Annotated in this window: 8 protein-coding genes and 12 pseudogenes; 7 read left to right on the plus strand and 13 right to left on the minus strand. The window is 61.6% G+C overall.

The features are described 5' to 3' along the window. Positions 1-53: 53 nt before the first annotated feature. A pseudogene (locus AB4O25_RS02945) lies at positions 54-1015 on the plus strand (alpha/beta hydrolase). A 52-nt stretch (positions 1016-1067) separates the two neighbouring features. On the opposite strand, the gene AB4O25_RS02950 reads toward AB4O25_RS02945, so the two are convergent. The 8 genes and pseudogenes from AB4O25_RS02950 to pvdM form a co-directional block, all read right to left on the minus strand. Next, on the minus strand, positions 1068-1343 hold the full coding sequence (locus tag AB4O25_RS02950) for a bacteriocin immunity protein (protein ID WP_460150448.1): 276 nt from the start codon (positions 1341-1343) through the stop codon (positions 1068-1070). 1 nt (position 1344) lies between these two features. Further along, positions 1345-2511: an S-type pyocin domain-containing protein gene (locus AB4O25_RS02955; protein WP_460150450.1), complete on the minus strand. Its 1167-nt coding sequence runs from the start codon at positions 2509-2511 to the stop codon at positions 1345-1347. A gap of 17 nt (positions 2512-2528) precedes the next feature. Then, a complete protein-coding gene (locus AB4O25_RS02960) occupies positions 2529-3059 on the minus strand; it encodes a hypothetical protein (protein ID WP_460150452.1) in 531 nt (176 codons plus the stop codon). Positions 3060-3287: 228 nt separating this feature from the next. Further along, positions 3288-5616 (minus strand): annotated as a pseudogene (locus AB4O25_RS02965) (TonB-dependent siderophore receptor). 330 nt (positions 5617-5946) lie between these two features. Beyond that, positions 5947-7629, minus strand: a pseudogene (locus tag AB4O25_RS02970) (cyclic peptide export ABC transporter). A gap of 116 nt (positions 7630-7745) precedes the next feature. Continuing rightward, a pseudogene (gene pvdO, locus AB4O25_RS02975) lies at positions 7746-8619 on the minus strand (dihydropyoverdine dehydrogenase). 31 nt (positions 8620-8650) lie between these two features. Then, positions 8651-9920 (minus strand): annotated as a pseudogene (gene pvdN / locus AB4O25_RS02980) (pyoverdine-tailoring periplasmic protein PvdN). Between the two features lie 19 nt (positions 9921-9939). After that, complete coding sequence (gene pvdM / locus AB4O25_RS02985; protein ID WP_460150454.1) at positions 9940-11283, minus strand: pyoverdine-tailoring dipeptidase-like protein PvdM; 1344 nt, start codon at positions 11281-11283, stop codon at positions 9940-9942. A 142-nt stretch (positions 11284-11425) separates the two neighbouring features. On the opposite strand from pvdM, the pseudogene pvdP reads away from it, so the two are divergent. Further along, positions 11426-13050: pseudogene (pvdP, locus tag AB4O25_RS02990) on the plus strand (pyoverdine maturation tyrosinase PvdP). An 11-nt stretch (positions 13051-13061) separates the two neighbouring features. Here pvdP and AB4O25_RS02995 read toward each other — a convergent pair. Then, a complete protein-coding gene (locus AB4O25_RS02995; protein ID WP_065878301.1) occupies positions 13062-14282 on the minus strand; it encodes a methionine gamma-lyase in 1221 nt (406 codons plus the stop codon). A gap of 123 nt (positions 14283-14405) precedes the next feature. On the opposite strand from AB4O25_RS02995, the pseudogene AB4O25_RS03000 reads away from it, so the two are divergent. From AB4O25_RS03000 to AB4O25_RS03020, 5 genes and pseudogenes are all read left to right on the plus strand, one after another. Beyond that, a pseudogene (locus AB4O25_RS03000) lies at positions 14406-14875 on the plus strand (Lrp/AsnC family transcriptional regulator). A gap of 100 nt (positions 14876-14975) precedes the next feature. Further along, positions 14976-15566, plus strand: a complete 591-nt coding sequence (locus tag AB4O25_RS03005) for an antibiotic biosynthesis monooxygenase (RefSeq protein WP_065878303.1) — start codon at positions 14976-14978, stop codon at positions 15564-15566. Beyond that, entirely contained in the window at positions 15563-17401 is a 1839-nt protein-coding gene (locus tag AB4O25_RS03010) for an amidohydrolase (RefSeq protein WP_460150456.1), read from the plus strand. The genes AB4O25_RS03005 and AB4O25_RS03010 overlap by 4 nt, the downstream gene beginning before the upstream one ends. A 29-nt stretch (positions 17402-17430) precedes the next feature. Next, positions 17431-18047: pseudogene (ycaC, locus tag AB4O25_RS03015) on the plus strand (isochorismate family cysteine hydrolase YcaC). A gap of 195 nt (positions 18048-18242) precedes the next feature. Then, on the plus strand, positions 18243-19124 hold the full coding sequence (locus AB4O25_RS03020) for a LysR family transcriptional regulator (RefSeq protein WP_017530305.1): 882 nt from the start codon (positions 18243-18245) through the stop codon (positions 19122-19124). On the opposite strand, the pseudogene AB4O25_RS03025 reads toward AB4O25_RS03020, so the two are convergent. The 4 pseudogenes from AB4O25_RS03025 to AB4O25_RS03040 form a co-directional block, all read right to left on the minus strand. Continuing rightward, positions 19111-20099, minus strand: a pseudogene (locus tag AB4O25_RS03025) (D-isomer specific 2-hydroxyacid dehydrogenase family protein). The gene AB4O25_RS03020 and the pseudogene AB4O25_RS03025 sit on opposite strands and share 14 nt — an antisense overlap. Continuing rightward, positions 20073-21237, minus strand: a pseudogene (locus AB4O25_RS03030) (acyl-CoA dehydrogenase family protein); the annotation flags it as partial. The pseudogenes AB4O25_RS03030 and AB4O25_RS03025, both read right to left, overlap by 27 nt. 37 nt (positions 21238-21274) lie before the next feature. Beyond that, positions 21275-22631: pseudogene (locus AB4O25_RS03035) on the minus strand (LLM class flavin-dependent oxidoreductase). 11 nt (positions 22632-22642) lie between these two features. Next, positions 22643-23619 (minus strand): annotated as a pseudogene (locus AB4O25_RS03040) (ABC transporter substrate-binding protein). Positions 23620-23686 lie beyond the last annotated feature (67 nt).

Here is a 23686-nt window from a genome sequence, read left to right on the forward strand (position 1 = left end):
GAATAAACGCCGGGCGAGGCACCACGCCCGCCCGGCTCAGCGAGTGTTTTTATATGTCATTGAATCCTGATATCGCCGCGTTTCTTGAGTTGGTAAACAGCGGTCGCGCGGCGGGAAAAACCTGGCGATGCATCAGTTGTCGCCTGAAGAGGCGCGAGCACAATTCGACCTTTCATCGCAGATGATGGACGCCGGTGCCGCCGACCTCGAGCAGGTCGACAGCGTGAGCATCCCGACCCGTGATGGTCAGCGGTTGGCTGCGCGGTTATACAGTGCCCGCCCACTGAGCCCAGCCACGCCTTCGGCGGCCGTGCTGTACTTTCATGGTGGTGGTTACGTGGTCGGCAGCCTTGATTCTCACGACGCCCTGTGTCGCGCCCTGGCTGAAATCGCCGGCTGCGCGGTGGTGTCCGTGGCTTACCGATTGGCACCGCAATGGCGTTTTCCCACCGCCGCCCACGATGCCGCAGACGCCTGGCAGTGGCTGGTAGAGCAGGGCGCCGAGTTGGGCATCGACACCCGCCGCCTGGCGCTGGCCGGTGACAGCGTTGGCGGTAGCCTGGTAGCGGTGTTGGCCACGCAGTTGGCCGCCGAACGCGCGGCGGTCCAGCCACGCCTGCAAGTGCTGATTTACCCGGTGACTGACGCCAGCCGCAGCACACCCTCACTGGAGCGTTACGCCTCGGGTTACCTGCTGGAAAAAGACACGCTGCAATGGTTCTACGGGCTGTACGAGCGCGACGTCGCCGATCGCCGCGACCCACGCTTTTCACCGCTGCTCGGCGCGGTGCCTCCAGGCCTTGCGCCAACGTTGATGGTGTTGGGCGAATGCGATCCGCTGCACGACGAATGCCTGGCCTACGCTGCGCATCTACGCGAGGGCGGGGCGTTGGTAAAGGTGACGGTGTACCCGGGCATGACCCATGACTTCTTGCGCATGGGGGCGATCATTGACGAGGCTGAGCAAGCGCAGGAACAGATCGCTCAGGCGTTGCAGCGGGTGTTTGAGGCGTAGGGCGCAGACAGCGCCAGCTCCCTGCCGCCGGGCGGGGCAGGGAGCGTGTAGCTTAAGGCTGCTTGAAGCCGGGTTTACCGTTGGCAGCTCGCCATGCTTTGACGACCTTGAGAATGCCGGCAGGGCTATCCTCTACACCGTCTGCCGGGTAGAAAATAAGACCATTTCCTTCCGGGTGTTCTGTGACTTTCGTAAAGTGGTTTGCGAGTGTATTGATGTGCTTTCCAAGTGCGTCATCCTCAAGGTTGTGTTTATTTGTAAAAAACTCCTCAAGCAGTTCGAGGAATTCAGCCTCTGTGTAGTCCTCGTACTTTTCTTTCAATAGCATGTTATTGATCCCCTTTTTTTGAGTGGGTTTGGATGTGCAGCCTAGGTGTCATGATGCGCATGTTGTCAATGTCGTATACAGCCCCGGAGGGGTGAACGGGAATAATATGATGAATTTCAAATTGGCCACGTCCACCAACTTGTTCGCTGGGAATTGTGAAAGGAGACGTTCCATTTTTAATCAGCGTCCTGTTCGCGCCTTTGAATTGAGCCGATAGCACGGGGTCAAGAGATACTATAGTCCAAAAGAATTTTCGGAAACTTTTGAAGTTTTTAAACTCTTTCCCCTTCAATTGATCAGCAAGTTGCGATGCGATAGCCGCGCCTTCCCCTCGCGATGCAGCATCCAACCAGTTGCCCGTTACAGGTTGTCCATTTCCTGTCACCACCCCAGGATCCTCCCGTCTATCCTTGAACATCACATAGATTGGAGGGATTCCCGAATCTGCAGGGAACACTGTGATGAAATCATCAAAGCTGGCTTCGACTACTCCAGGGAATATATCTGTTCGCCCTTCAATGGGCGTTACCGTGGCGCCGGGGTAGATCGCAGGTTCACTCTGTTCGGCGGGTGTGGTGGACGAGTTATTGCCCGGCTCAACGATAGGCGTCCACGTCAGGGTACGGGGCGGTGTGTTTGCCGTCGTGACGCTATACAGATTTTGTTGCGCGTCATAGGTCGCTGCCAAGACGTTCACGCGCGAAGGCAGTATGGCCCCATCGGTCTTGACTACGAAAACTTCTGATTGCCCGTTGGCGGCGGTTTTTGAGCTGAGTCGATAAGGCAAGTCAATCGTGCCACCTTCCGCCGCAATAGCGCTTAGATCATCCGTTGTATCGGGTAGGAGGTCTGAGAGCGGGGTACTGAACGTGTAGCGTTCGGGCAATTCGCCATTCGCGAGTTTTGGCGAGTAGAAAAGTGCTGAAATACCCACGATAAGTCCAGCGCCGACACTGGCAACCAAACCATTGAGTGCGGCGATGGCCGCACTGACCGCAGCGCGAAGCGAGAGTGTGGTTGTCTCCACCGAAATCACGGTACCGGCGGTGGTGACAAGCAACGCACCGGCCTTTGCCGCTGGGCCGGATACAGAAAACCGGTTGGCCGCTTGAATCTGGCGCGCCTCAAGCAATGCCTGTCGTGCCGCCGCTGCTTGCGTGTTGAGCACGTCAATTTGTGCTTGGATCAGTTTAGCTGCATAAGCCGCTTGATATGAACGAATGAAGCTGGCGGATTCCTATCTCTTCCTTGACGGCCAAGTTGAGTGCCGAATGTACCGACTACATTCCTTCGAGTATCTGTCAACGGGTCTTTATAGAAATAAGCACTGACAATACTCTTTTGAATTTCAAGCTCCGTGCTTTTCGAGGCTGTCAGTTTGTTGATGGCTTCCAGTCGGAGGTTTATTTTCTCCATTGGCAACTGGCTACCGGTACCAGCCGTCCCTTCAAGTTCGGTAAGCGTAGCCTCAGTGGCTACTAACAGATTTTTATCGTTTTTATCGATCTCGGCTATGTAATGAGTGTCCAATGTGTCAATAAGTTTGTTGGCCGTAAGGTCAATGGCTTTTATAGTTCGGACTTCATTATTGATCTTGGTTGCATTGGCCCCACTACCCCCGCTGCCGATTCCGCCAGGAATAGTAATGGGTAATTCATTTACGGCATTGATTTCAGTAAGGCCCAACTCAATGGGCCCTTCACCTGATCCTGACATAGGACTCTCCTTGGTACGAATTTAAGTTCTTGTGAGAAATCGAATGTCCGGGTTTTAGGCGTTTATTGCTACTGTCCGTTCGGTCAGGTTGTGATGCATTTTTAATGCGTGTCTGTTGTCCCGTTAAACCTCACGTTGAATATCGCAACCAATAAAAAAGCGCATCAGCCAAGCTGATGCGCCTTTTTATTGAGAGGGGCTCCTGAACTACCGGAGCCCGAGGTGTTATCAGAAGTTGTACTTGAATGACGTCATCAGGTTACGCGGGGCTCCATAAACCCCGGCGCTGGTGGTGGAGTAGTACTCCTTGTCGAACACGTTGTTCAGGTTGACCGATGCCGACAGGTTCTTGGTGATGTCGTAACGCGCCATCAGGTTGGTGACCGCATAGCTCTTCTGCTCGTAGTACTTGAGGTCGAAGCCGGTTTTGCTCTGCCAATTGATGCCGCCGCCGACGGTCAGCTTATCCAGCGGACCGGTCAGGCGGTACGAGGTGAAGGTCTTGAAGCTGTGGCGCGGAATCTGGGTCGCGATGCGCTTGTCATCCTGGTCGGTGGAGACGCTGTAGGTGTAACCGCCCGCCGCTTGCCAGCCTTCGGCCAGTTCGCCGTTGAATTCCCATTCCACGCCCTGGGTGGTGGTGCCCTTGCTGGTTTTGTAGGCTTGCCAGCCGGACGGGGTAAGGTTGCTGCCATCGGCAATGCCCAGGTTGTCCTGTTCGACCTTGAACAGGGCCAGGCTGGTGTTGAGGCGACCTTCGTTGAATGCCGCTTTCACGCCGGCTTCGTAGCCGGTGCCTTCCAGTGGGTCGAGGTAGGAACCGCTGGTGGTCTGCAACGACTGCGGGTTGAAGATCTTGGTGTAACTGGCGTACACGGACCAGATCTCGCTCAGGTCGTAGACCAGGCCGGCGTATGGGATGGTGACCCCGGTTTCCTTACGATTGGATTGGGTCACGTCGCCCGAGAAGTAGCGGGTCTCGTCGTCCTGCTTCCAATCGATTACGCGGCCACCGACGATCAGCGTCGTGTCATCGTTGAGGTGAAAGCGCGACGTCAGGTAGGCGCCGTACTGGTTCTCTTCGAAGTCCTGGCGGCCGGTATTGACGAAGTCCGGCTTGGCGACATTGCCGTTCCAGTCGCCGATCGCGCCAATGGTGCCGTCGTAGCTGCCGCCGGGACGAACCCAGCCGCCGTAGTCCGGTGCGTTTTCGTTGCGGATCTGCGACAAGGTCACGCCGGTGATCAACTCGTGCTCACGACCAAACAGTTGGAATGGACCGGTCAGGTAGGCATCCACTGCGTTCTGGATCGGGTTGCCCTGGAACTTGTTGGGCATGACGTAGGCACCCAGGCCGGTGGTCTTGTCGATGTCTCCCGCCAGGTAGACGATTTCGGAGTCGTATTTGTTTTCGTTGCGGCTGTACTCGACCTTGCCGCTCCAGCCGTTCTCGAACTGCTTTTCAAGGGAGGTGAAGAACGTGGTTTGCTCGTGGTCGTAGTAGGACCAGTCGGCGCTGGTGTTGAACGAACGCTTGAAGTCGGTAAGGCTGCCATCGCTGTATTTGAGCGGGAAGCCGCTGCGCGTGTGGCTGGTTAGTGTGCTGGGTCTGGTAGCTGAAACCGACGGTCAGCAGCAGGGTGTCCGACAGGTCGAATTCAGTGATGCCGTAGACCAGGTTGTTGTCTTGCTTGTAGCGGTCGATCCAGGCGCCCTGGTTCTTGTAGTCCACTACCAGGCGGCCGCGGATATTGCCGGTCTCGGTCAACGGGCCGGACACGTCGACGCTGGCGCCATAGCGGTCCCAACTGCCGGCTTCACCGCCAATGCTCACCTGGGCCACGTCGGTGGGGCGCTTACGGATCATGTTGATCGTGGCGGACGGGTCGCCCATGCCGCTGATAAGGCCAGTTGAGCCACGGACCACTTCGATGCGGTCATACATGGCCGTGTTCTGGGTGTAGTTGTCCAGACGCGAGGAGGTGGGCACGCCATCGATTTCATAGTTGTTGATGGCGAAACCGCGCGAGTAGTAGCTGTCGGTATCGGCGCCCAGGCCTTCACGCACCACGGTAATGCCGGAAACGGCTTCCAGGGTATCGGTCAGGTTGGTCAGGTGCTGGTCCTGAAGACGTTGCTGGGTGATCACGGTGATCGATTGCGGCGTTTCCTTGAGCGGGATATTCAGCCGGGTCGAACTGCTGGAGGAGTCCGTGGTGTAGGAGCCAGTACCTTCGGTGGTTGAGCCGGGTGCCTTGCCGGAAATGCTGATGGCACCCAGTTGCAACGAAGAGCCGGTACCGGGCGGTGTCAGCGAAATGGTGTTACCGGTTTGCTGATAGTTGATGCCGCTGCTCCCCAGCAGGGTATCAAGTGCCTGTGCGGGCTCAAGCGTGCCGTTCACCGGTGCCGACTGCAGCCCCTTTACCGTGTCAGCCCCGTATAGAATTTGCAGGTCGGCTTGATGGCCCAAGGCCTGCAACGCACTGGAAAGGGGTTGCGCCGGAATATTCAATGCAACAGGAGTGGCCTGGGACTGACTGGAGGCCAGCACCATGCCCACCATGGCGCTGGCCAACAGGGTTTTCTTGAATATCGGTCGTAGGGCGGTTGTCGCAGAGCAGCTTGGAGTTGGGGTGTTCATTGCGTTAAAGGGCTCCAGTGGTGTCTTGGCAGACTTTTAGTTAATAAGAATTATTATTAGACGCGCCGCGTAAGCAAAACCGGATCAAAAGCTCCAAAAAACCAGCTAAAGGGAAACAGGCAATAGCGACGGCGAAGACGTGGTGCGTCGGTACTGTTCTTCGCTGCTGTTAAATACGAGCCAGGTACGCAGCAATTTAGCCCACCCATGAAAAAGCCCCTGGAACACCAGTTCCCAGGGGCTTTACTGACGCGCCTGCGTGCCGGTGCCGATCAGGGCCACGGCGTCGGCCTCGACCCGTACCCTTCCGGCTTCCATTCTGACCAGTTGATCGGCGGCATCGAAATAGCGGTCATCGTGGGAGATCACGATGATGGTCTTGCCCAGGCGCTTGAGGTCGGGCAGCAGCTCAGTGTAGAAGATCCGTCGGAACGTCGGGTCCTGGTCCGCGGCCCATTCATCGAACACCAGTACCGGGCGTTCTTCCAGCCAGGCGTTGACCAGGGCCAGGCGTTTGCGCTGCCCGGTCGACAGGTCGGTGGTAGTGGAAATTGCCGTCCTTGACCCTGACTTTGTGGGCGATCTCCAGGCGCTCCAGGTATTTATTGGCGTCCTCGGGGATTTGCTGGTCGCCCTGCACCACATCATCGAACAAGTAGTAATCGGCAAACACCGTGGTGAACAGCTGGCGATATTCATCGCGATTGGTCGGATCGATGGGCTGCCCGTTCAGCAGTATTTCGCCCTGTTGCGGCGCGTAAGCCCCAGCAGCAGCCTGATCAGCGTGGTTTTGCCACAGCCGTTTTCGCCGACGATAAACACGATATCGCCCTGGCGAATACTCAGGTTGACCGGGCCGAGGGTAAACGGCGCGTTGCCGTCCACGGCCGGGAAGGTGTAGCTGACATTGTTCAATTGCAGGCTGTGCACCGGGCAGGCTTGCTCGCCTTGATCATTGAGCAGCAGGTGCGGCTCGGGCGATGAAAACTGTTCGGACAGTTGGGCGATACGACCAAAGGCGATTTTTGCCCGGCTAACGATTGGCAGCGTGCCTATCAGGTGTTCCAGCGGGCCTTTCATATACAGCAGCACCAGTACGAAACCGCTCATCACGGTTTTGTCCGCGCTGGGCCACAGTGTTTGCAGCGCGAGTGCCATGCCGATGACCACGAAAAACAGCATCGAGCCGAAGGTCTTGGCGATCACAAAGGTGTTGATCGACCGCACCTGGGTCTTGCAGATGAAGTCGGCGGAGGCCTGGATGCCCGACACGAACATGCGTTGGCGGCGCGGGCGGTTGATGCGCAGCTCTTTGGCACCCTCGGCAATGGCGTTGTAGTGTTTTTGCAACTCGTCCTCGGCGTCCCGTGCCGCCATGAACCCCTTGATACCCGCACCCTGGGCCAGGAACTGCACCACCGTGCCGATGATGATCGCCACCACCAGCAGCAGGAACATAGGCCATGAAAGCATGGCCAGGTAGCCCATGCAGCCGAGGGTGACGGTCAGGGAAATGGCCAGGGGGGCGAAGGCGAAGGCGAAGTCGCTGATAGTGTCGACATCGTGGGTCAGCACCGGGATCAACCTGTGGCTGCGATAGCGCTCGATTTGTTCGATCGGTGCCGAGAGGACTTTCTCCCCCAGTTCTTTGCGCAGCTTGGCGATGATGTGCTGGCCTACGTAGTTGGTGCCGATATCCGAGCAGATCGAACTGAACAAGGCCATCAGGCAGAGCCCGCCAAACAGCAGCACCACGGCTTGGGTCAGACCGGTTTCAGCATGCAGCGCGCTGTTGATGGTCGCCAGCAGCGTGGTCACGCTCAGGCCGCCAACCATGCCCAGCAGGATGGACAGGATGACCACCCATCGAAAGGGTTTCAGTAGGGTGAACAATTCATGAATTGCACCGCGCTTGGGCTGGGACATGACGGGTGAGTTCCTTGGGGATCGAGACAGATACCCAGTGAAACGTCTGGCCAGGCGCTAAATTTAGCCGCTCGCCGATGGCCGGCGAGGGTTTTTTCGACCAGGCTCAAACCCCGTCAGAGATCACGCACAACCCTGAACCCGATCCAGTCCCCCCGCGTCTGCGGGTAGATCGTGTTGCGGTTGCCCGAGCGTGAAAATACCGGCGCCTCGCCCCAGTCGTTGCCGCGAATCTGATACCCCTCGCAATTGGAGTTCCACCCACGCGCTGCCGTCGGTTGGCGCGCCGATGTAGTTGGCGTGCTCACAGTCGGCGACGCGCTCGTAGACGTTGCCATGCATGTCGTACATGCCAAATGCGTTCGGCGGGTAGCTGCCCACCGGTGACGAATAGCTGTAGCCATCCGCAGGGCCATAGGTGTTGGCGTGCTTGGCGATGCTGTAGCCCTTGCCTTCATCGAAAGGGAAGGGGAAGGGTCCGGTCGAGCCGGCGCGTGCGGCGTATTCGCGCTGGGCTTCGCTGACCATGTGGTACGACTGCCCGGTTTTTTTCGACAGCCAGGCTACGTAGTTTTTTATGTCGTCCATGTCCATGCACACCGCCGGCTGGCGTGGGCCTTGCGGGTAGCGCGGCTTGCTGGCGATGCATTCGCGACCGGGCCGGGTGTCGCCGTCAGCGATTTTTACGCCGGTCTGGCGCACATAGCTGTCCCACTCCGCGGCGGTGACGTGGAAGCGGCTCATGGCGAACGGCTTGGCGAAGGTTACGTCATGCATCGGGCCTTCATCCGGTTCGCGGCCGACTTCGTCTTCCGGGGTGCCCATGGTGAAGGTGCCTGCGGGCAGCACCACCATTTCCGGGCAGTCCTTGCAGTCCTTGAACACTTTGCCCGGTTGTGGCGCGGCGGCCTGGGCCAGGCTGGGCAGCAGGGCGCCGCACAAGGCGGTCAGCGCCAGGGCGGTCAAGGGTTTGAGTCGGGCTGGGATCATCTGAGCCTCTCGTTCAAAGGGAAAGTGGGTGTCATGCGCGCTGGCGTAGCAGGCTCATCGAAACGCTGGATTTCATCGGTGTTGTTCAGCAGGCCGGGGGCGGTGCGGATCACCGGGCCGACATCGCGTTCCACCGCATCGATCACCACGCGGTTTTTCATCATGTGGGCCACGACTGCGTCGCTGTCCCGGCCCTTGACCCGGAAGAAGGTGAAACCGGCGGACAGTTCGGGGCTGCGCGGCGTCACCAGTTCGACCTGTGGCTGTGCCAGCAATTGATCTTTGAGTTCGGTATTCAGCGCATGGATGCGTGCCTGCACCTGTGCCTTGCCCAATTGCAAATGCAGCTTGAAGGCCTCGTCGGCTGCCCAGCGATGCTCGAATGCGTGGTAGCCGCCGGGCGTCATGGTGGTGGCAAAGTCCTGGTCTTCGGAGAACGTGGCCACCATCGGTGTGACGTACTTGTTTTCGGCTTCGCGGGCACAGACCAGGCCGGTACCCCGCGGGCCGAACATCCACTTATGGGTGCCTGCGATGAAAAAGTCGCAGTGCATATCGGGGAAGTCGAGGTTTTCCACGCCAAAGCCGTGCACGCCGTCGACCACATACAGGATGCGATCCTGCTCGTCGCGGTGGCGGTTGTGTTCGTGCACCAGCTTGCCGATTTCGCCGATGGGCAGTTTCACACCGCTGCCGGACTGCACCCAGGTCATGCCCAATACGCGGGTATTGGGGCGAATGGCGCGCTGGATGTTGCCCAGCACTTCATCGGTGGACACCTGGTTGGCGCTGTTGAACAGCGCTATCCGGCGCACCTGAGTGCCTTGCTTGAGCGCGCGAAAGTCCAGCACGCTCTGGGTGGCGTAATGCTCGTGTACGGTGGTGAGTATCTCCTGCTCCGGCCGCAGCTTGATCCCGCCATAGATCATCGCCAACCCTTCGGATGTGCTGCCGGTAAGGGCGATCTGCGCGGGCGTGGCCTTGAGGTAGCGACCGGCCCACTCACGCACCTGGCCTTCGCGTTTCCAGGTTTCCTGCAGGTCCCAGTCCATCGCCAGCCCAGGGTTGCGATCGATCTGCGCGCGGTAGCGTTCGATGGCATCGCGCACCGGCTTGGGGTGCGAGGCCAGCAGAAAGTTGGAGAAGTGCAGGTAGCTCGGGTCCTGGTTGAACAGCTGCTTGAACCCCGTCCATGGGTCTTGCGGCGTGGCGGCCTGGGCAGGAGGCAAGAGGGCGGTGCCCAGCGGCAGGCTGGCGGCGATGACGCCGGCCTGCTTGAGAAACGTACGGCGGTTGGTCATGGGCTTACTTCGCGCAGGGTTAACGATTGGCCAATGGCTTGGCGGCTTTTTGTACCTGGTCCCACACCCGCAGGAAGTTGCCTCCCCACAATTTGGCGATATCAGCCTCGGAGTAGCCACGCTGGATCAGTTCGGCGGTGACGTTGCGGATATCGCCGACATTGTTCCAACCGTCGATGCCGCCGCCGTCGTTGAAGTCCGAAGACAGGCCGACATGGTCGATACCGATTTTGCGCACGGTGTAATCGATCGCGTCGCCGAGGTCCTTGAGGGTGGCTTTGGGTTCTTCATCGAGGATGGCGTACAGCGCGCTGGCGTACTCACCGAACTTGTGTTCGGGCCAGGCCGCAATGATCGCGTCGCCCGGCATAAGGGCCATGGCCAGGTTGGGCAGCGGCGGCAAGTCGAAGCGGGCACGCAGGGCGTTGAGCTTGTCCTGGGTCGGCTGGCTCAGCGGGCGCAGGTAGGCGGAGAAGGCCACGATCTGCACCACGCCGCCGCTGTGCTTGATCAACTGCAACTCCTTGTCGCTGAGGTTGCGCGGGATATCCACCGCCGCCCGTGGCGCCGAGTGGGACGCCACCATTGGCGTGCGGCTCAGCTGTGCCACTTGCTCCAGGGCCTTGGTCGACATCTGCGACACATCGATGATCACGCCCAGGTCGTTGAGGCGCTGCACCGCTTGCTTGCCGATGTCCGACAGCCCGTCGAGCGCGTCCACCGAGTCGTTGAAAAACGGCAGCGGGCGCGACGAGTCCGACCAGGCGTTATTGCCCACATAACTGAAGCCGAACATGCGCATGCCGCGCGCGGCCCACAGGTCCAGCTGGTTCAGGTCGTTGCCCAGGGGGTAGGCATTGAGCATGCTGATGAAAATCGCAAATTTGCCTTCGCCGTGCAGGCGCCGAAAATCATCCGGGGTATAGGCGATGGCGACCTGATTGGGGAAGTCGCGCACCAGGCCGCTGATGATCTTGTAGCGCACGTCCTGTTCGTGGCGCGCCGCTTCGACAAACCCTTCGGTGGGCTTGTGCGGTGCGTTGGCGCCGTTCCAGATTTCCGGCCAGCCGAAGATCGTCAGGGCGGCACCGGACAAGCGGCCGCGACTGGCCTTGGCCAGGTCGAACTGGCCGCTGCCGTCCTTGTCCGCCTCGTTGCCGGCGGTGCCGAAATCTACCGGCACGGTGATATGGCTGTCGAACGACAGCAGGCGGTCCTGCAGCTCATTGGCCTGCTTGATCACCTCCAGCGGGTAGCCGGCGTTGCCCTTGAACCAGTGATCCCAGACCAGGTAACCGGCCCCGATGGCCAGTGCCAGCGGCAAGCCGATATACAGCGCCTTTTTCGAACGTGGTTTTGTCATTGCCATCTCAGTCAGTTGAGGCCTTCGCTATCAGGGAAGAACGAGTGCTGGGCGCTTAAATTTAGGCGCCGGCCGGTGGGCGGTAAATTTCCCCGGCCTGCAAACGTTCTAGCTCTGATAAAACCGTTTCCTAAGGTAGACAATGACCATCTCTCGACGTGGGTTCATCGCAGGCCTGGCGCTGACCGGCGCGGCCGTGCCGGCAGCCTTCTATGCCCATCGCGAGTTGACGCGTGCGGAAGAATTTCCGATCACCCCCGGCGAAGCCACGGTAGACCTGGCCGACACCGCCGGCCAGCAGTTGGCGAACAGCTTGCGTGGGGTCTGGAGCCTGCGCCTGGAAGGTCGTGATGCGGGCCTCAAAGGCTTGCCGTTGCAAGGCCTGGAGCTGATGCTCGACATCGCCCCCCGTGGCCGTGGCCTGCGCGGCTACCTGGATACCGCCGCCCACCTGCGTGCCGACGGTGAACCGCGCTACCGCGTGCTGGGTGACGTGCTGACGGGCGAGGGTGCCTTGCTCTATTGGCGCCTGATCGATCGCGATGCGGCCGATGGCGCGCCCGCCTATGAGTTCAAGATGACCCTCGACGAGGTCTGGGCCGACTTCGGCAATGCCGGCAGCGGCACGCTCAGCGGCCAGATCCTGGACCTGAATCGCGCCCTGGCCCTGACGGAGCGGGACAACCGTTTTATCGCCCACAAGCAGGTGTTTCCCGAAGCCCGCGAGCGTATCGGCCTGAACCCGACCCTGCTGGCCTGGCTGATCGCCCCCGAGCACCGGCTGTTCCACCAACTGTGGCACGCCACTCGCGACCAGTGGCACAAGCTCTCCGAAGACAAGCGCGACGCCCTGCGAGGCATTGGCTGGCAACCCGGCCCCCGGGGCAAGGAACGCGACGCACGGGGCAAACACAAGGACCGTAACGGTTCGGGCATCGACTTTTTTTCATGCATCGGCATATGCTCGGCACGGCGCGCGCCCTGCAGGATTTGCCGTCGTGGCCGGCGTTTCCCGAGCCGCAGCCGGCGCTGGAGCGCGACCGCCTGGGTTTCGTGCGTTATTTCGACAACCACGACGGCTTCGCGCTGCCGCCCACCTGGTCGGCGCCGGACGACAGCGAATACACCCAATGGGTCAGCGACATAAAGGCGGCCGAGACCTACCACAGCAACTTCCAGGTCTGGGAATCCCAGTACCGCGACCCACGCTACCTGGCCAGATTCACCCTGGGGCAACTCGGTTCCGAAATGGAGCTGGGCCTGCACGACTGGCTGCACATGCGCTGGGCCTCGGTGCCCCGCGCCCCTTCCAACGGCGCGCCCGTGCCTTTTGCCCGCGACCCTGCGGACTTCGCCGCGCGTTGGTATGCGGCGGAAAACGACTTCCTCGGCGACCCGTTCTCCTCCCACGTCAACCCGGTGTTCTGGCACTTCCACGGCTGGATCGACGACCGTATCGAAGACTGGTATCGCGCCCACGAGCGCTTCCACCCAGGCGAGGTCAACCGCCTGGAGGTCAACGGCGTGGCCTGGTTCGCGCCGGGGCGCTGGGTCGAAGTCGGCGACCCGTGGCTGGGGCCCGACACCCATGGCTGCAGTACCACGCCGGGGTTGCAGATTGGGCGCTCGATGGAGATGGACCCGGAAACCATGAAGCTCGCGCTGCGCATTACCTTCGGCGCCGATGAAGACGCGCTCAAGGGCTTGTTCAAGCGGGTGCCGCAGCGCCCCTGGTACGCGCGGCATTTGAAGGTGAAGGCGACCTGAGGCCTTTTGGGTTACGGCGTCGCCGCACAAGCGCGGGTGCACGTGGCCAGGGCTTGCTGCACGTCCGCCAGCAGGTCGGCGACGTCTTCCAGCCCGACCGATAAGCGCACCAACCCCTCGCTGATACCGTGGTGCGCGCGTTCCTGCGGGGTGTAGGTGGAGTGGGTCATGCTCGCCGGGTGCTGGGCCAGGGATTCGGCATCGCCCAGGCTGACCGCGCGCGTGAACACCTTGAGGGCATTCATGAAGCGTCGGCCGGTGTCGATCCCGCCCTTGAGCTCGAAGGCGATCATGCCGCCGGCCTGGCTCATCTGCCGCGCCGCCAGTTCGTACTGCGCGAAAGAGCGCAGGCCGGGGTAGGTGACCCACGCCACGGCCGGGTGCGCCTGCAAGGCCTCGGCCACTGCCTGGGCATTGCTGCAATGGCGGTCCATGCGCAGGGCCAGGGTTTTCAGACCGCGCATCAACAGGGCCGCGTCCTGGGGCGACATCACCGCGCCGGTCAGGTCCTTGAGCCCTTGCAGGCGAATACGCTGGGCCAGGGCCTGGCAACTGACGGCGATACCGGCAGTGATATCGCCATGGCCACTGAGGTACTTGGTGGCCGAGTGCACCACCACATCGGCGCCCAGTTCCAGGGGGCGTTGCAAGTAGGGCGTGCAATAGGTGTTGTCGATCACCACGGTCACATTCGGCTGTTGGTGGGCGAGGGCGGCTACTGCGGCGATATCCACCAGTTGCAGGGTGGGGTTGGCCGGGGTCTCGCAGTAGACCATGCGCGTGGCGGGGCTCAGCGCCGCTTGCAGGGCGGCCAGGTCGGTGAGGTCGACATGGCGCACCTTGATGCCGAATTCGCCGATGCCATGGTGCAGCAGGGCAAAGGTGCAGCCGTAGAGCGTCTGGCTGACGATCACCTCGTCGCCCGGGCGCAGCAGGGTCCAGAACGTGGCCGCAATCGCCCCCATGCCGGAACTGAACGCCACTGCCGCCTCACCGTTTTCCAGGCTGGCCATGCGCGCTTCCAGCAGCGCCAGGGTCGGATTGGAAATGCGCGTATAGAAGTGGCCGCAGGCTTCACCGGCAAAACAGGCCGCGCCATATTCGGCGGTGGGAAAGGCAAATGTGGCCGACAGGTAAATCGGCGGCACGAGCGCGCCATGGTGGTCCTTGGGGTCGTAGCCGTGGTGGATGGCGCGGGTGGAAAAGCCGAATGCAGGGTGTTTATTGTTCATGTCGGGCGCTCCTTATTTCCTACGATGCTATGCTCATAACGGCAGATGAACATTGCAAAATTTGCCGAAAAATCCCGTGTCCTGGGACGAAAATCCTCAAAAAAACATGAATAGAGGCAAATCATGCCCGTCACTCTGGACCGTACCGACAAAGCCTTGTTGAACGCCCTGCAAGGCAATGCCCGTTTAACCGTGGCCGAGCTGGCCGAGCGCGTCTCCCTGACCACCTCCCCTGCTGGCGCCGGGTGCGCAACCTGGAAGACAGCGGGGTGATCAGCGGCTACCAGGCGATCCTCTCGCCCAAGGCGCTGGGTTATGGGGTGACGGCGTTTGTGAGCATCATGATGGAGAGCCATACCCAGGAAATCGCCCGAGCGTTCGAGCAGCGGTTGTTGGAAATCCCGGAGATAGTGGCGTGCCATAACGTGTCGGGGCGCTATGACTTTTTGCTGGAAGTGGTGGCCACGGACCTCGAATCGTTTGGTGAGTTTGCGCGGGAGGTGTTGCAGACGTTGCCTTGCGTTAAGGAGATCTATTCGAGTTTTTCTTATAAGTCGGTGCGGGCGTTGCGGGTGATTCCGTTGCCGGGGTAGCCGTGGTTTCACTCCAAACAGCACGTACATCCAATTTTCCCCAGCCCCAACCCCGGCAAACTCCCCTCATCGCTGAAACATCAAGGCAGAGGGGCACCCCATGGACCCAGCAGCAAAAACAGGGCCTGACGAAGTCGTCACCCTGGTGGTCAAACACCTGATCAAACAAGGCCAGGAAGCCAACTACGAAGCCTGGCTACGCCGCATCGTGCGTATCGCCGGCGAGCGTCCCGGCCACCTCGGCGTGGATGTGGTACGCAGCCGGCAGAACGGCCTGACGCTGTTCACCTGCGTATTGCGCTACCGCTCCACCCATGACCTGCAAACCTGGCTCGACTCCGCCGAACGTAACACCCTGATCGCCGAAGCCTCGCCCATGCTGGCCGACGGCGACAACACCGAAATCGGCGCGGCCAATGAGTTCTGGTTCTCGCCCCTGGCCGACAGTGCGGCCAAGCCGCCGCGTTGGAAGCAGGCGGTGGTCAGCCTGTGTGTGATTCTGCCGCAAACCCTGCTGCTGCCCTTTATCTGGGGCCCGATCCTGCGGTTGCACCCGTTCCTGTCCAACTACGTGGTCTCGACCTTCCTGGTCACCCTGACCATCGTCCTGCTGGTGGTCTACCTGCTGATGCCGGCCGCCACCCGCCTGTTCGCTCCCTGGCTCGAAGCCTCTGTAAAGGAAACCCTATGAACGCCGATCTGATTCTGTTCAATGGCCAATTCCACACCGTGGACCGTGAAAACCCGCGCGCGACGGCCGTCGCCATCCGCCAGGGCCGCTTCGTTGCGGTCGGTACCGACGGTGAAGCCATGGCCCTGAAGGGGAGCGGCACCCAGGTGATCGACCTCAAGGGTCGCACCGTCATCCCGGGGCTCAATGACTCCCACCTGCACCTCATCCGTGGCGGCTTGAACTACAACCTCGAACTGCGCTGGGAAGGCGTGCCATCCCTGGCCGATGCCTTGCGCATGCTCAAGGACCAGGCCGACCGCACCCCTACGCCACAATGGGTGCGCGTGGTCGGCGGCTGGAACGAATTCCAGTTCGCCGAAAAGCGCATGCCCACCCTGGAGGAACTCAACCAGGCCGCCCCGGACACCCCGGTGTTCGTATTGCACCTGTACGACCGTGCCTTGCTCAACCGTGCCGCCCTGCGTGTGGCCGGCTACACCAAGGACACGCCGAACCCGCCGGGCGGCGAGATCGTGCGCGACAGCAATGGCAACCCCACCGGCATGCTGGTGGCGCGGCCCAACGCGATGATTCTGTATTCGACCCTGGCCAAGGGCCCGAAACTGCCGCTGGAATATCAGGTCAACTCGACCCGACAGTTCATGCGCGAACTCAATCGCCTGGGCCTCACCAGCGCTATCGACGCCGGCGGTGGTTTCCAGAACTACCCCGATGACTACGCGGTGATCGAGCAACTGGCCAAGGACGAACAACTGACGGTGCGCATCGCCTACAACCTGTTCACTCAAAAGCCCAAGGAAGAACTCAGCGACTTCAAGAACTGGACCGGCAGCGTCACCCTGCACCAGGGCGACGACTACCTGCGTCACAACGGCGCGGGCGAGATGCTGGTGTTTTCGGCGGCGGACTTTGAAGACTTCCTCGAACCGCGCCCGGACCTGCCATTGACCATGGAGCAGGAACTGGAGCCGGTGGTGCGCCACTTGGTGGAGCAACGTTGGCCGTTCCGTCTGCATGCCACGTACGACGAATCCATCTCGCGCATGCTCGACGTGTTCGAGAAGGTCAACCGCGACATCCCGTTCAATGGCCTGCCGTGGTTCTTCGACCACGCCGAAACCATCACGCCGCAAAACATCGAGCGCGTACGTGCCCTGGGCGGCGGTATTGCGATCCAGGACCGCATGGCGTTCCAGGGCGAATATTTTGTGGAGCGCTACGGCGCCAAGGCCGCCGAGGCCACGCCGCCGATCAAGCGCATGCTCGCCGAGGGTGTGCCGGTAGGCGCGGGCACCGACGCCACGCGAGTGTCGAGCTACAACCCATGGACCTCGCTGTACTGGATGGTCAGCGGGCGCACCGTCGGTGGCCTGGAACTGCACGCCGAAGGCCTGCCGCGCCTCACCGCGCTGGAGCTGTTCACCCACGGCAGCGCCTGGTTCTCGTCCGAGCAGGGCAAGAAAGGCCAGATCAAGGTCGGCCAATTGGCGGACGTTGCGGCGCTGTCGGCGGATTTTTTCAGCGTCGATGAAGAAGCCATCAAGTGGATTGAATCGGTACTGACCGTGGTCGGCGGCAACGTGGTGTACGGCGCCGGCGACTTCGAAGATTACGCACCGCCGCGCGTGCCGGTGCTGCCCGACTGGTCGCCGGTGGCCAAGGTGCCGGGCCACTGGCGCCCCAGTTCACCTTTGCAAGCTCAAGTACACCAATGCAGTGGCCCCTGCGGCGTGCATGCCCACGGCCATGAAAAAGCCCGCCTTTCCAGTGTGCCGGTCAGCGACTTCCAGGGCTTCTGGGGTGCGTTTGGCTGCTCATGCTTTGCGTTCTGACTATTAAAAACCCACGAAGGAGTTAACCCATGACTTACAAGCGCTTGAACAAAGACGATGCCGTCGTACTGTTGGTCGATCACCAGACTGGCCTGATCTCCCTGGTACAGGATTTCTCCCCAACGAATTCAAGAACAACGTGTTGGCCCTGGCCGACGTGGCCAAGTTCTTCAAATTGCCGACCATCCTCACCACCAGCTTTGAGAGCGGCCCCAACGGCCCGTTGGTTCCCGAGTTGAAAGAGCTGTTCCCGGACGCGCCGTACATTGCCCGTCCTGGCCAGATTAATGCTTGGGACAACGAAGATTTCGTCAAGGCGGTAAAAGCCACCGGCCGCAAGCAGATCATCATCGCCGGTGTAGTGACCGACGTATGCGTAGCGTTCCCAACCCTGTGCGCCCTCGCCGAAGGCTTTGAAGTGTTCGTGGTCACCGACGCTTCCGGCACTTTCAACGAAACCGTGCAACAAGCCGCCTGGGCGCGCATGACCGCTGCCGGTGCGCAACTGGTCAACTGGTTCGCCGTGGCCTGCGAGCTGCAAGTTGACTGGCGCAACGACATGGAAGGCCTGGCCAACCTGCTGTCGCCGCGCATCCCCAACTACCGCAACCTGATGAACAGCTACTCGGCGTTGACTGCCAAGTAATTCGGTCTCAGAGCTGTAGGCAGTCCCTTGTGGGAGGGGCGGTGCGACGATTCGACTTGCTCCCGATAACGGTGTATCAGTCATTGATGCTGAGACTGACCCACCGCTATCGGGAGCAAGCTCCCTCCCACATTTGATTTGTGGTGTTGCGACTATCCAGTTATAAATCCAATAAATGTCCACCGAGAAGCGACAATGAACCCCTTCGAAGACATGCGTCTGTTCTGCCAGGTCATGGAGTCCGGCAGTTTCACCGCTGCCGCCGAGCAACTGGGCCTGTCCAAGCAGTTCGTCAGTCGCCGCCTGATCCAGCTGGAAGACCGCCTCGGCGTACGTCTGCTCAACCGCTCCACACGTCGCCTGGATATCACGCCGCTGGGGCAGAGTTACTACGAGTCGGCCTTGCGCCTGCTCGGTGAAGTCGAACAGGTGGAGCAGGGTATCGCCGGCCAGAACAGCGAACCGCGCGGCACCATTCGGCTGAGCGCGCCGTTGTCGTTCGCCATGGCGCACCTGGGCTGCCTGTTGCCGTTGTTCCTGCAGCGCCACCCGCAAGTGTCGGTGGAAGTCGACCTCAGCGACCGCCCGGTGGACCTGATCGGCGAGGGTTACGACCTGGTGCTGCGTATCGGCATCCTGGAAGATTCCACCCTGATTGCCCGCCGTATTGCCAGTATCGAACGCGTCTACTGCGCCAGCCCCGGGTACCTGGCGCTGCGTGGCACGCCGCAAAAACCTGAAGACCTCGCCGAGCATGACTGCCTGCCCTATGGTCATGGTCGCCAGGTGCAGTGGCGCTTCAAAGGCAAGCTGCAGGCGCTGAATGTCAGCGGTCGCATGCGCGTGAACAACGGCGATCTGCTGCGTGACACCGCCATTGCCGGCTTAGGTGTCACGTACTTGCCCACCTTTATCGTCGGCGATGCGTTGAAGGACGGTCGCCTGGTCACGATTCTCGAAGATTTTGCGCCTGAGGCCCTGACCTTGTCGGCGGTGTATCCCCAGCACCGGCAGAGTTCGCGACCGGTACAGGCGCTGGTGGCGTTTCTGCGCGAGCGCCTGGCTAGCGGCTGTTGAGCGGCGCAGTGACGAGGTTCTCCAGGGCCTGGCCACGGAGGTAGCGGTGCAGGTTGGCCAAAAACGTATCCGCGATCTCCTGCCGGCTGTTGGTTGAAATCGCCGATGTGTGTGGCGACACACGCACCCGTGGGTGGCTGTACAGCGGGTGCCCGTCCGGCAAGGGTTCCGGCTCGGTCACGTCCAGTGAGGCGAGGCCGATCCGGCCGTTGTCCAGTGCTTCGAGCAGCGCCTCCTGATCCAGCAGCCCGCCGCGCGCGATGTTGATCAGGTGCAGCCCTGGCTTGGCGCCGGCCAATACGTCGCGGTCGACGATGTTGCGGGTGGCCTCGTTCAACGGCGCCGCCAGCACCAGGTGGTCGGCGCGGGCGAACAGATCGTGGATGTCTCTGGCGGCTTCCACGCCTGGCGCAAAGGCGCCTGGCTGTGCCGCAGCGCTATCACCTTGATGCCCAATGCCTGGGCCTTGTGCGCCAGGCGCTCACCAATCGCGCCAAAACCCAAGAGGCCCAACGTGGTGCCCTTGAGTGGGCGCAATGGGGTGAAATTCCAGTGTGAGTCTTTCACCCAAATGTCCGGCAGGTGCTTGGATGCGGCAAAAATCGCCGCCAGGGCGAATTCGGCCAGGTTGTCGGCGGCGCTGCCGCGCGAGGTGGTGACCGGCGGGCCGTTGAACAGCCATTGCGGATAGAAGTCGATGCCCGATGAAACCAGATGCACCCATTGCGCGCCGTAGGGCCAGCCCGGTGGTGGGGTGTTTGGGGCGGTGTAGCCGCGCACGTTGATCGGGCGCAGCAGCAGGATATTCGCGTGGGGCGGCAGGTCGCTCGGTACCCCGATGGGCACGCCGATTACCTGGGCCTGGGGATGCAGCGACGCCAGGCGTTCGCGGATCACCTGGTTGAAGTCCTCGTCCAGTTGGCTGGCGATAATCACCTGACTCCATGCGCGTACCTTCTGGCGTTGGGCGAACACGGCTTTGCCGACGCCTTGCAGCACGGCGTCGTTCTGTGGGGTATGCACGCGGCTGCACAGTACGTCGCGGTAGTGCCGCTGCAACGGGCTGTGGCGCGACAGGCCGGGGTTGCCCGAGGCCTCGATGGCCAGCTCCACCGCGCGAATGGCGTTATGGGTCACCAGGTACTTCAACTGCGCCGCATGGGCCGCCGGGGTATGGCCTTCGGCGGCGGCGTCGAGCAGGCTGCGGTTGGCAAACAGCAGGGTGTCGATATGCCCAACGGTTTCCTGGAAGCGCGGCAGGGTCGACAGCGCGGCACCCAGGTTGGACGGCTGGCGCTCTTCCAGCCAGTTCACCAGCCAGTCGCGCGCGGCCTGGGCCACGGCGTCATACACCGAGGACAGCAACACCGACATCCACAGCAAGCCTTCGGCATCCAGCTCGGGTTGCGGCGCGCTCCAGGGGCTGACGCTGACTGCGTGATCCAGCGGCACCAGCACGTTGTCGAGCACCACGTCATGGCTGCAGGTGGCGCGCATGCCCAGGTGGTCCCAGGTGTCGATGATGCGGATGCCGGGGCTGTCCTTGGGCACCAGCCAGGTGCCCACCAGCGGGTCGGCGTCGTCGCTGCGCGCCCAGACGCTGAACCAGCTGAGGCCATGGCTGCCGGTGGAGTAGATCTTGCGCCCGCTGATCCGCCAGCCCTCGGCCGTGCGCACGGCGGTGGTTGCCGGCAGGCCGCCACGGGCCGGGGTGCCGAGGTCGGGCTCGACGCGCAACGCGTTGATCAGCGCGCCGTTGCGTACCGCTTGCGTCGCCACTTGGGTACGCAGGTGCGCAGGCCAGCTCTTGCTGTCTTGCAGGCGCGTGTGTTGCAGGTATTGCATCACCAGGATCAACGCCGTGGACGGCTCGCCCTTGGCAATTGCGCTGATCGCCCTGCGTGCCTGGGGCAGGCTGGCCCCACTGCCGCCCAAGGCCTTGGGCACCGTCAGGGCGAGCAGGCCGTGCTCGTGCAACCGTTTGGAAATTGGCATGGGGGAAGGCGCCGCTTTCATCGTACTGCGGCGCGGTGTCGGCCAGCTCAAGGGTGAGACGTTCGAGCAGGGCGTCGAAGTGCGCGACTTCCACGGAGCGTAAGGACGGTTGGGTCATAGCAAGTACTCGGTCGAGAGAAGGGCAGGGGCATTGTTCAAGCCAATGCCGTTTGCGGGGCGTGGACGACGCTGTAGCGATTGGCCGGCACTGCCAGGCCGAGGTTGTCGCGCAGGGTCTGGCCGCTGTATTCGCTGCGGAACAGGCCACGCTGTTGCAACACCGGCACCACCCATTCGGTGAAGTACTGCAAACCGTCCGGCAGCACCGAATTGATGATGAAACCATCGCTGGCGCCGGCCTCGAACCACGCCTGGATCGCATCGGCGACCTGCTCCGGGGTGCCGACAAAATCGCGCTTGGGCCGCGAGAAACGCAAGGCCACTTCGCGCAGGGTCAGGCCTTCGTCGCGCGCCAGTTGCTTGATGCGATCGGACCCGCCTTTCTGGCTGTTGGAGCCCAGGTCACCGAGTTCCGGGAAGGGTTCGTCCAAGGGGTATTGGCTGAAGTCGTGGTCGTTGAACGGGCGGCCGAGGGCGACGATGGCGTCTTCCACGGTGACCAGGTCCACGGCTTGCTGATAGCGGCTTTCCACTTCAGCGGCGTCGCGGCCGACAATCGGGCGAATGCCGGGCAGAATCGACAGGCTGTTCACGTCGCGGCCAAAGCCTTTGGCGCGGCGCTTGAGGTCCTGCGTGTAGGCCAGGCCTTCCTCGATGCTCTCCACATGCACAAAGATCGCGTCGGCGTTTTCGGCGGCGAAGTTGCGCCCGTCCTCCGAGGTGCCGGCCTGGAAAATGGCCGGCTGGCCCTGGCGCAGAACGGGCGATATTCAACGGCCCTTTAACCGAGAAAAACTCGCCCTTATGGTTCAACGCATGCAGCTTGTGCGGGGTGAAAAATTCGCCGCTGTGCTTGTTATAGGTGAAGGCGTCGTCTTCCCAGGAGTCCCACAGGCCCTTGACCACATTCAGGTGTTCCTTGGCGATGCGATAGCGCACGGCATGGGGTGGGTGTTGGGCTTTACCGAAGTTATCGGCGGTGCCGCTGAGCCAGGAGGTCACCACGTTCCAACCGGCGCGGCCGCCGCTGATATGGTCCAGGGAGGCAAACTGGCGCGCCACTTGGTAGGGCTCGGTGTAGCTGACGGTCACGGTGGCGACCAGGCCGATATTCGTCGTCAGCGCGGCCAATGCCGACAGAATGGTCAGCGGCTCGAAACGGTTGAGGTAATGCGGGCTGGATTTGGCATGGATATGCAGGCTGTCGGCGATGAACACAAAGTCAAATTTGGCGGCTTCGGCCAACTCGGTCTGCTGCTTGTAGAACGCAAAATGGGTGCTGGCATTTGGTTGCGCCTGCAGGTGGCGCCATTCGCCCCAGCCGTGGCCGACGCCATGCACCATGGCCCCCAGTTTCAAATGCCGTGGTGTGGATGGATGTGGCTGGCTCATGTTCTGCTCCTTCAGCGCGAGGCTTGATCGTTGGGGGTACGCGTGGCGTTAAAGCGCTTGTCGAAGCCCTGGGACACGTCGATGTGGCGCGGCAGCAGGCCCTCTTTCTGGTAGGTGTCGGCGGTGGCTTGCAGGCCACGGATCACGCTGTCGTCAATCGCGACCGGAGATAGATGGGTGTCCTTGGCCACTTCGATGTGCACCGCCAACGGCAGGCCGGTGATTTTTGCCTGGGCGGCGGCGTATTCCTCGGGGTGGGTGTTGGCCCAGGCATAGGCGCGATCGACGCGGGCGACGAAGTCCTCCAGTTGCGGGCGCTTGTCGGCGATGGCTTGGCTGGTGGCGGCGAAGTACAGGTGATTGCTCAGCAACTGCTTGCCGCTGACCAGTACCCGCGCATGGCTTTGCGAGGTGACCACGGTGGTGTAGGGGTCCCAGGTGGCCCAGGCATCGACGGTGCCGTTATCCAGCACCAGGCGGGACTCGGCGGGCAGCAGGAAGATGAATTGCACGTCCTGGCTGGTCAGGCCGGCGTCGGCCAACGCTTTGATCGCCAGGTAATGCCCGATGGAGCCGCGCCCGGTGACGATCTTCTTGCCCTTGAGATCGGCCGCCGTCTTGATCGGCGAGTCCTTGGGCACCACCAGTGCCGTGGTGTTGCGGGCCTTCGGCGTGGATGATGCGCACCACCTTGAGCGCGGCACCGGCACCCAGGGCGAACACGTACGGCGCATCGCCCAGGGCACCCACATCCACCGCGCCGGCATTCAGGGCTTCGCCCAGCGGCGAGGCGGAAGGGGAATTCCGACCACTGGATGGTGTAGGGCACATTGTTGGTTTCGCCTGAGGCTTCCAGCAGTGCCTTGATCGTGGATTTCTGATTGGCCACCCGCAACGGTTGCAGGTCGGCGGCGTGGGCGGTGGTCGCCAGGCCGACGGCCAGGGCGGCGCTCAATAGCAGGCGTTTGAAGGGCGTGGCGAATGTCATGGGCGATAGGCTCCAGGCAGATATTGAAAGGTGTGGTTACCTCCGCCGGGAAAGGGGTCGGTGCGGC

The organism is Pseudomonas sp. S3_A03 (assembly GCF_054668275.1).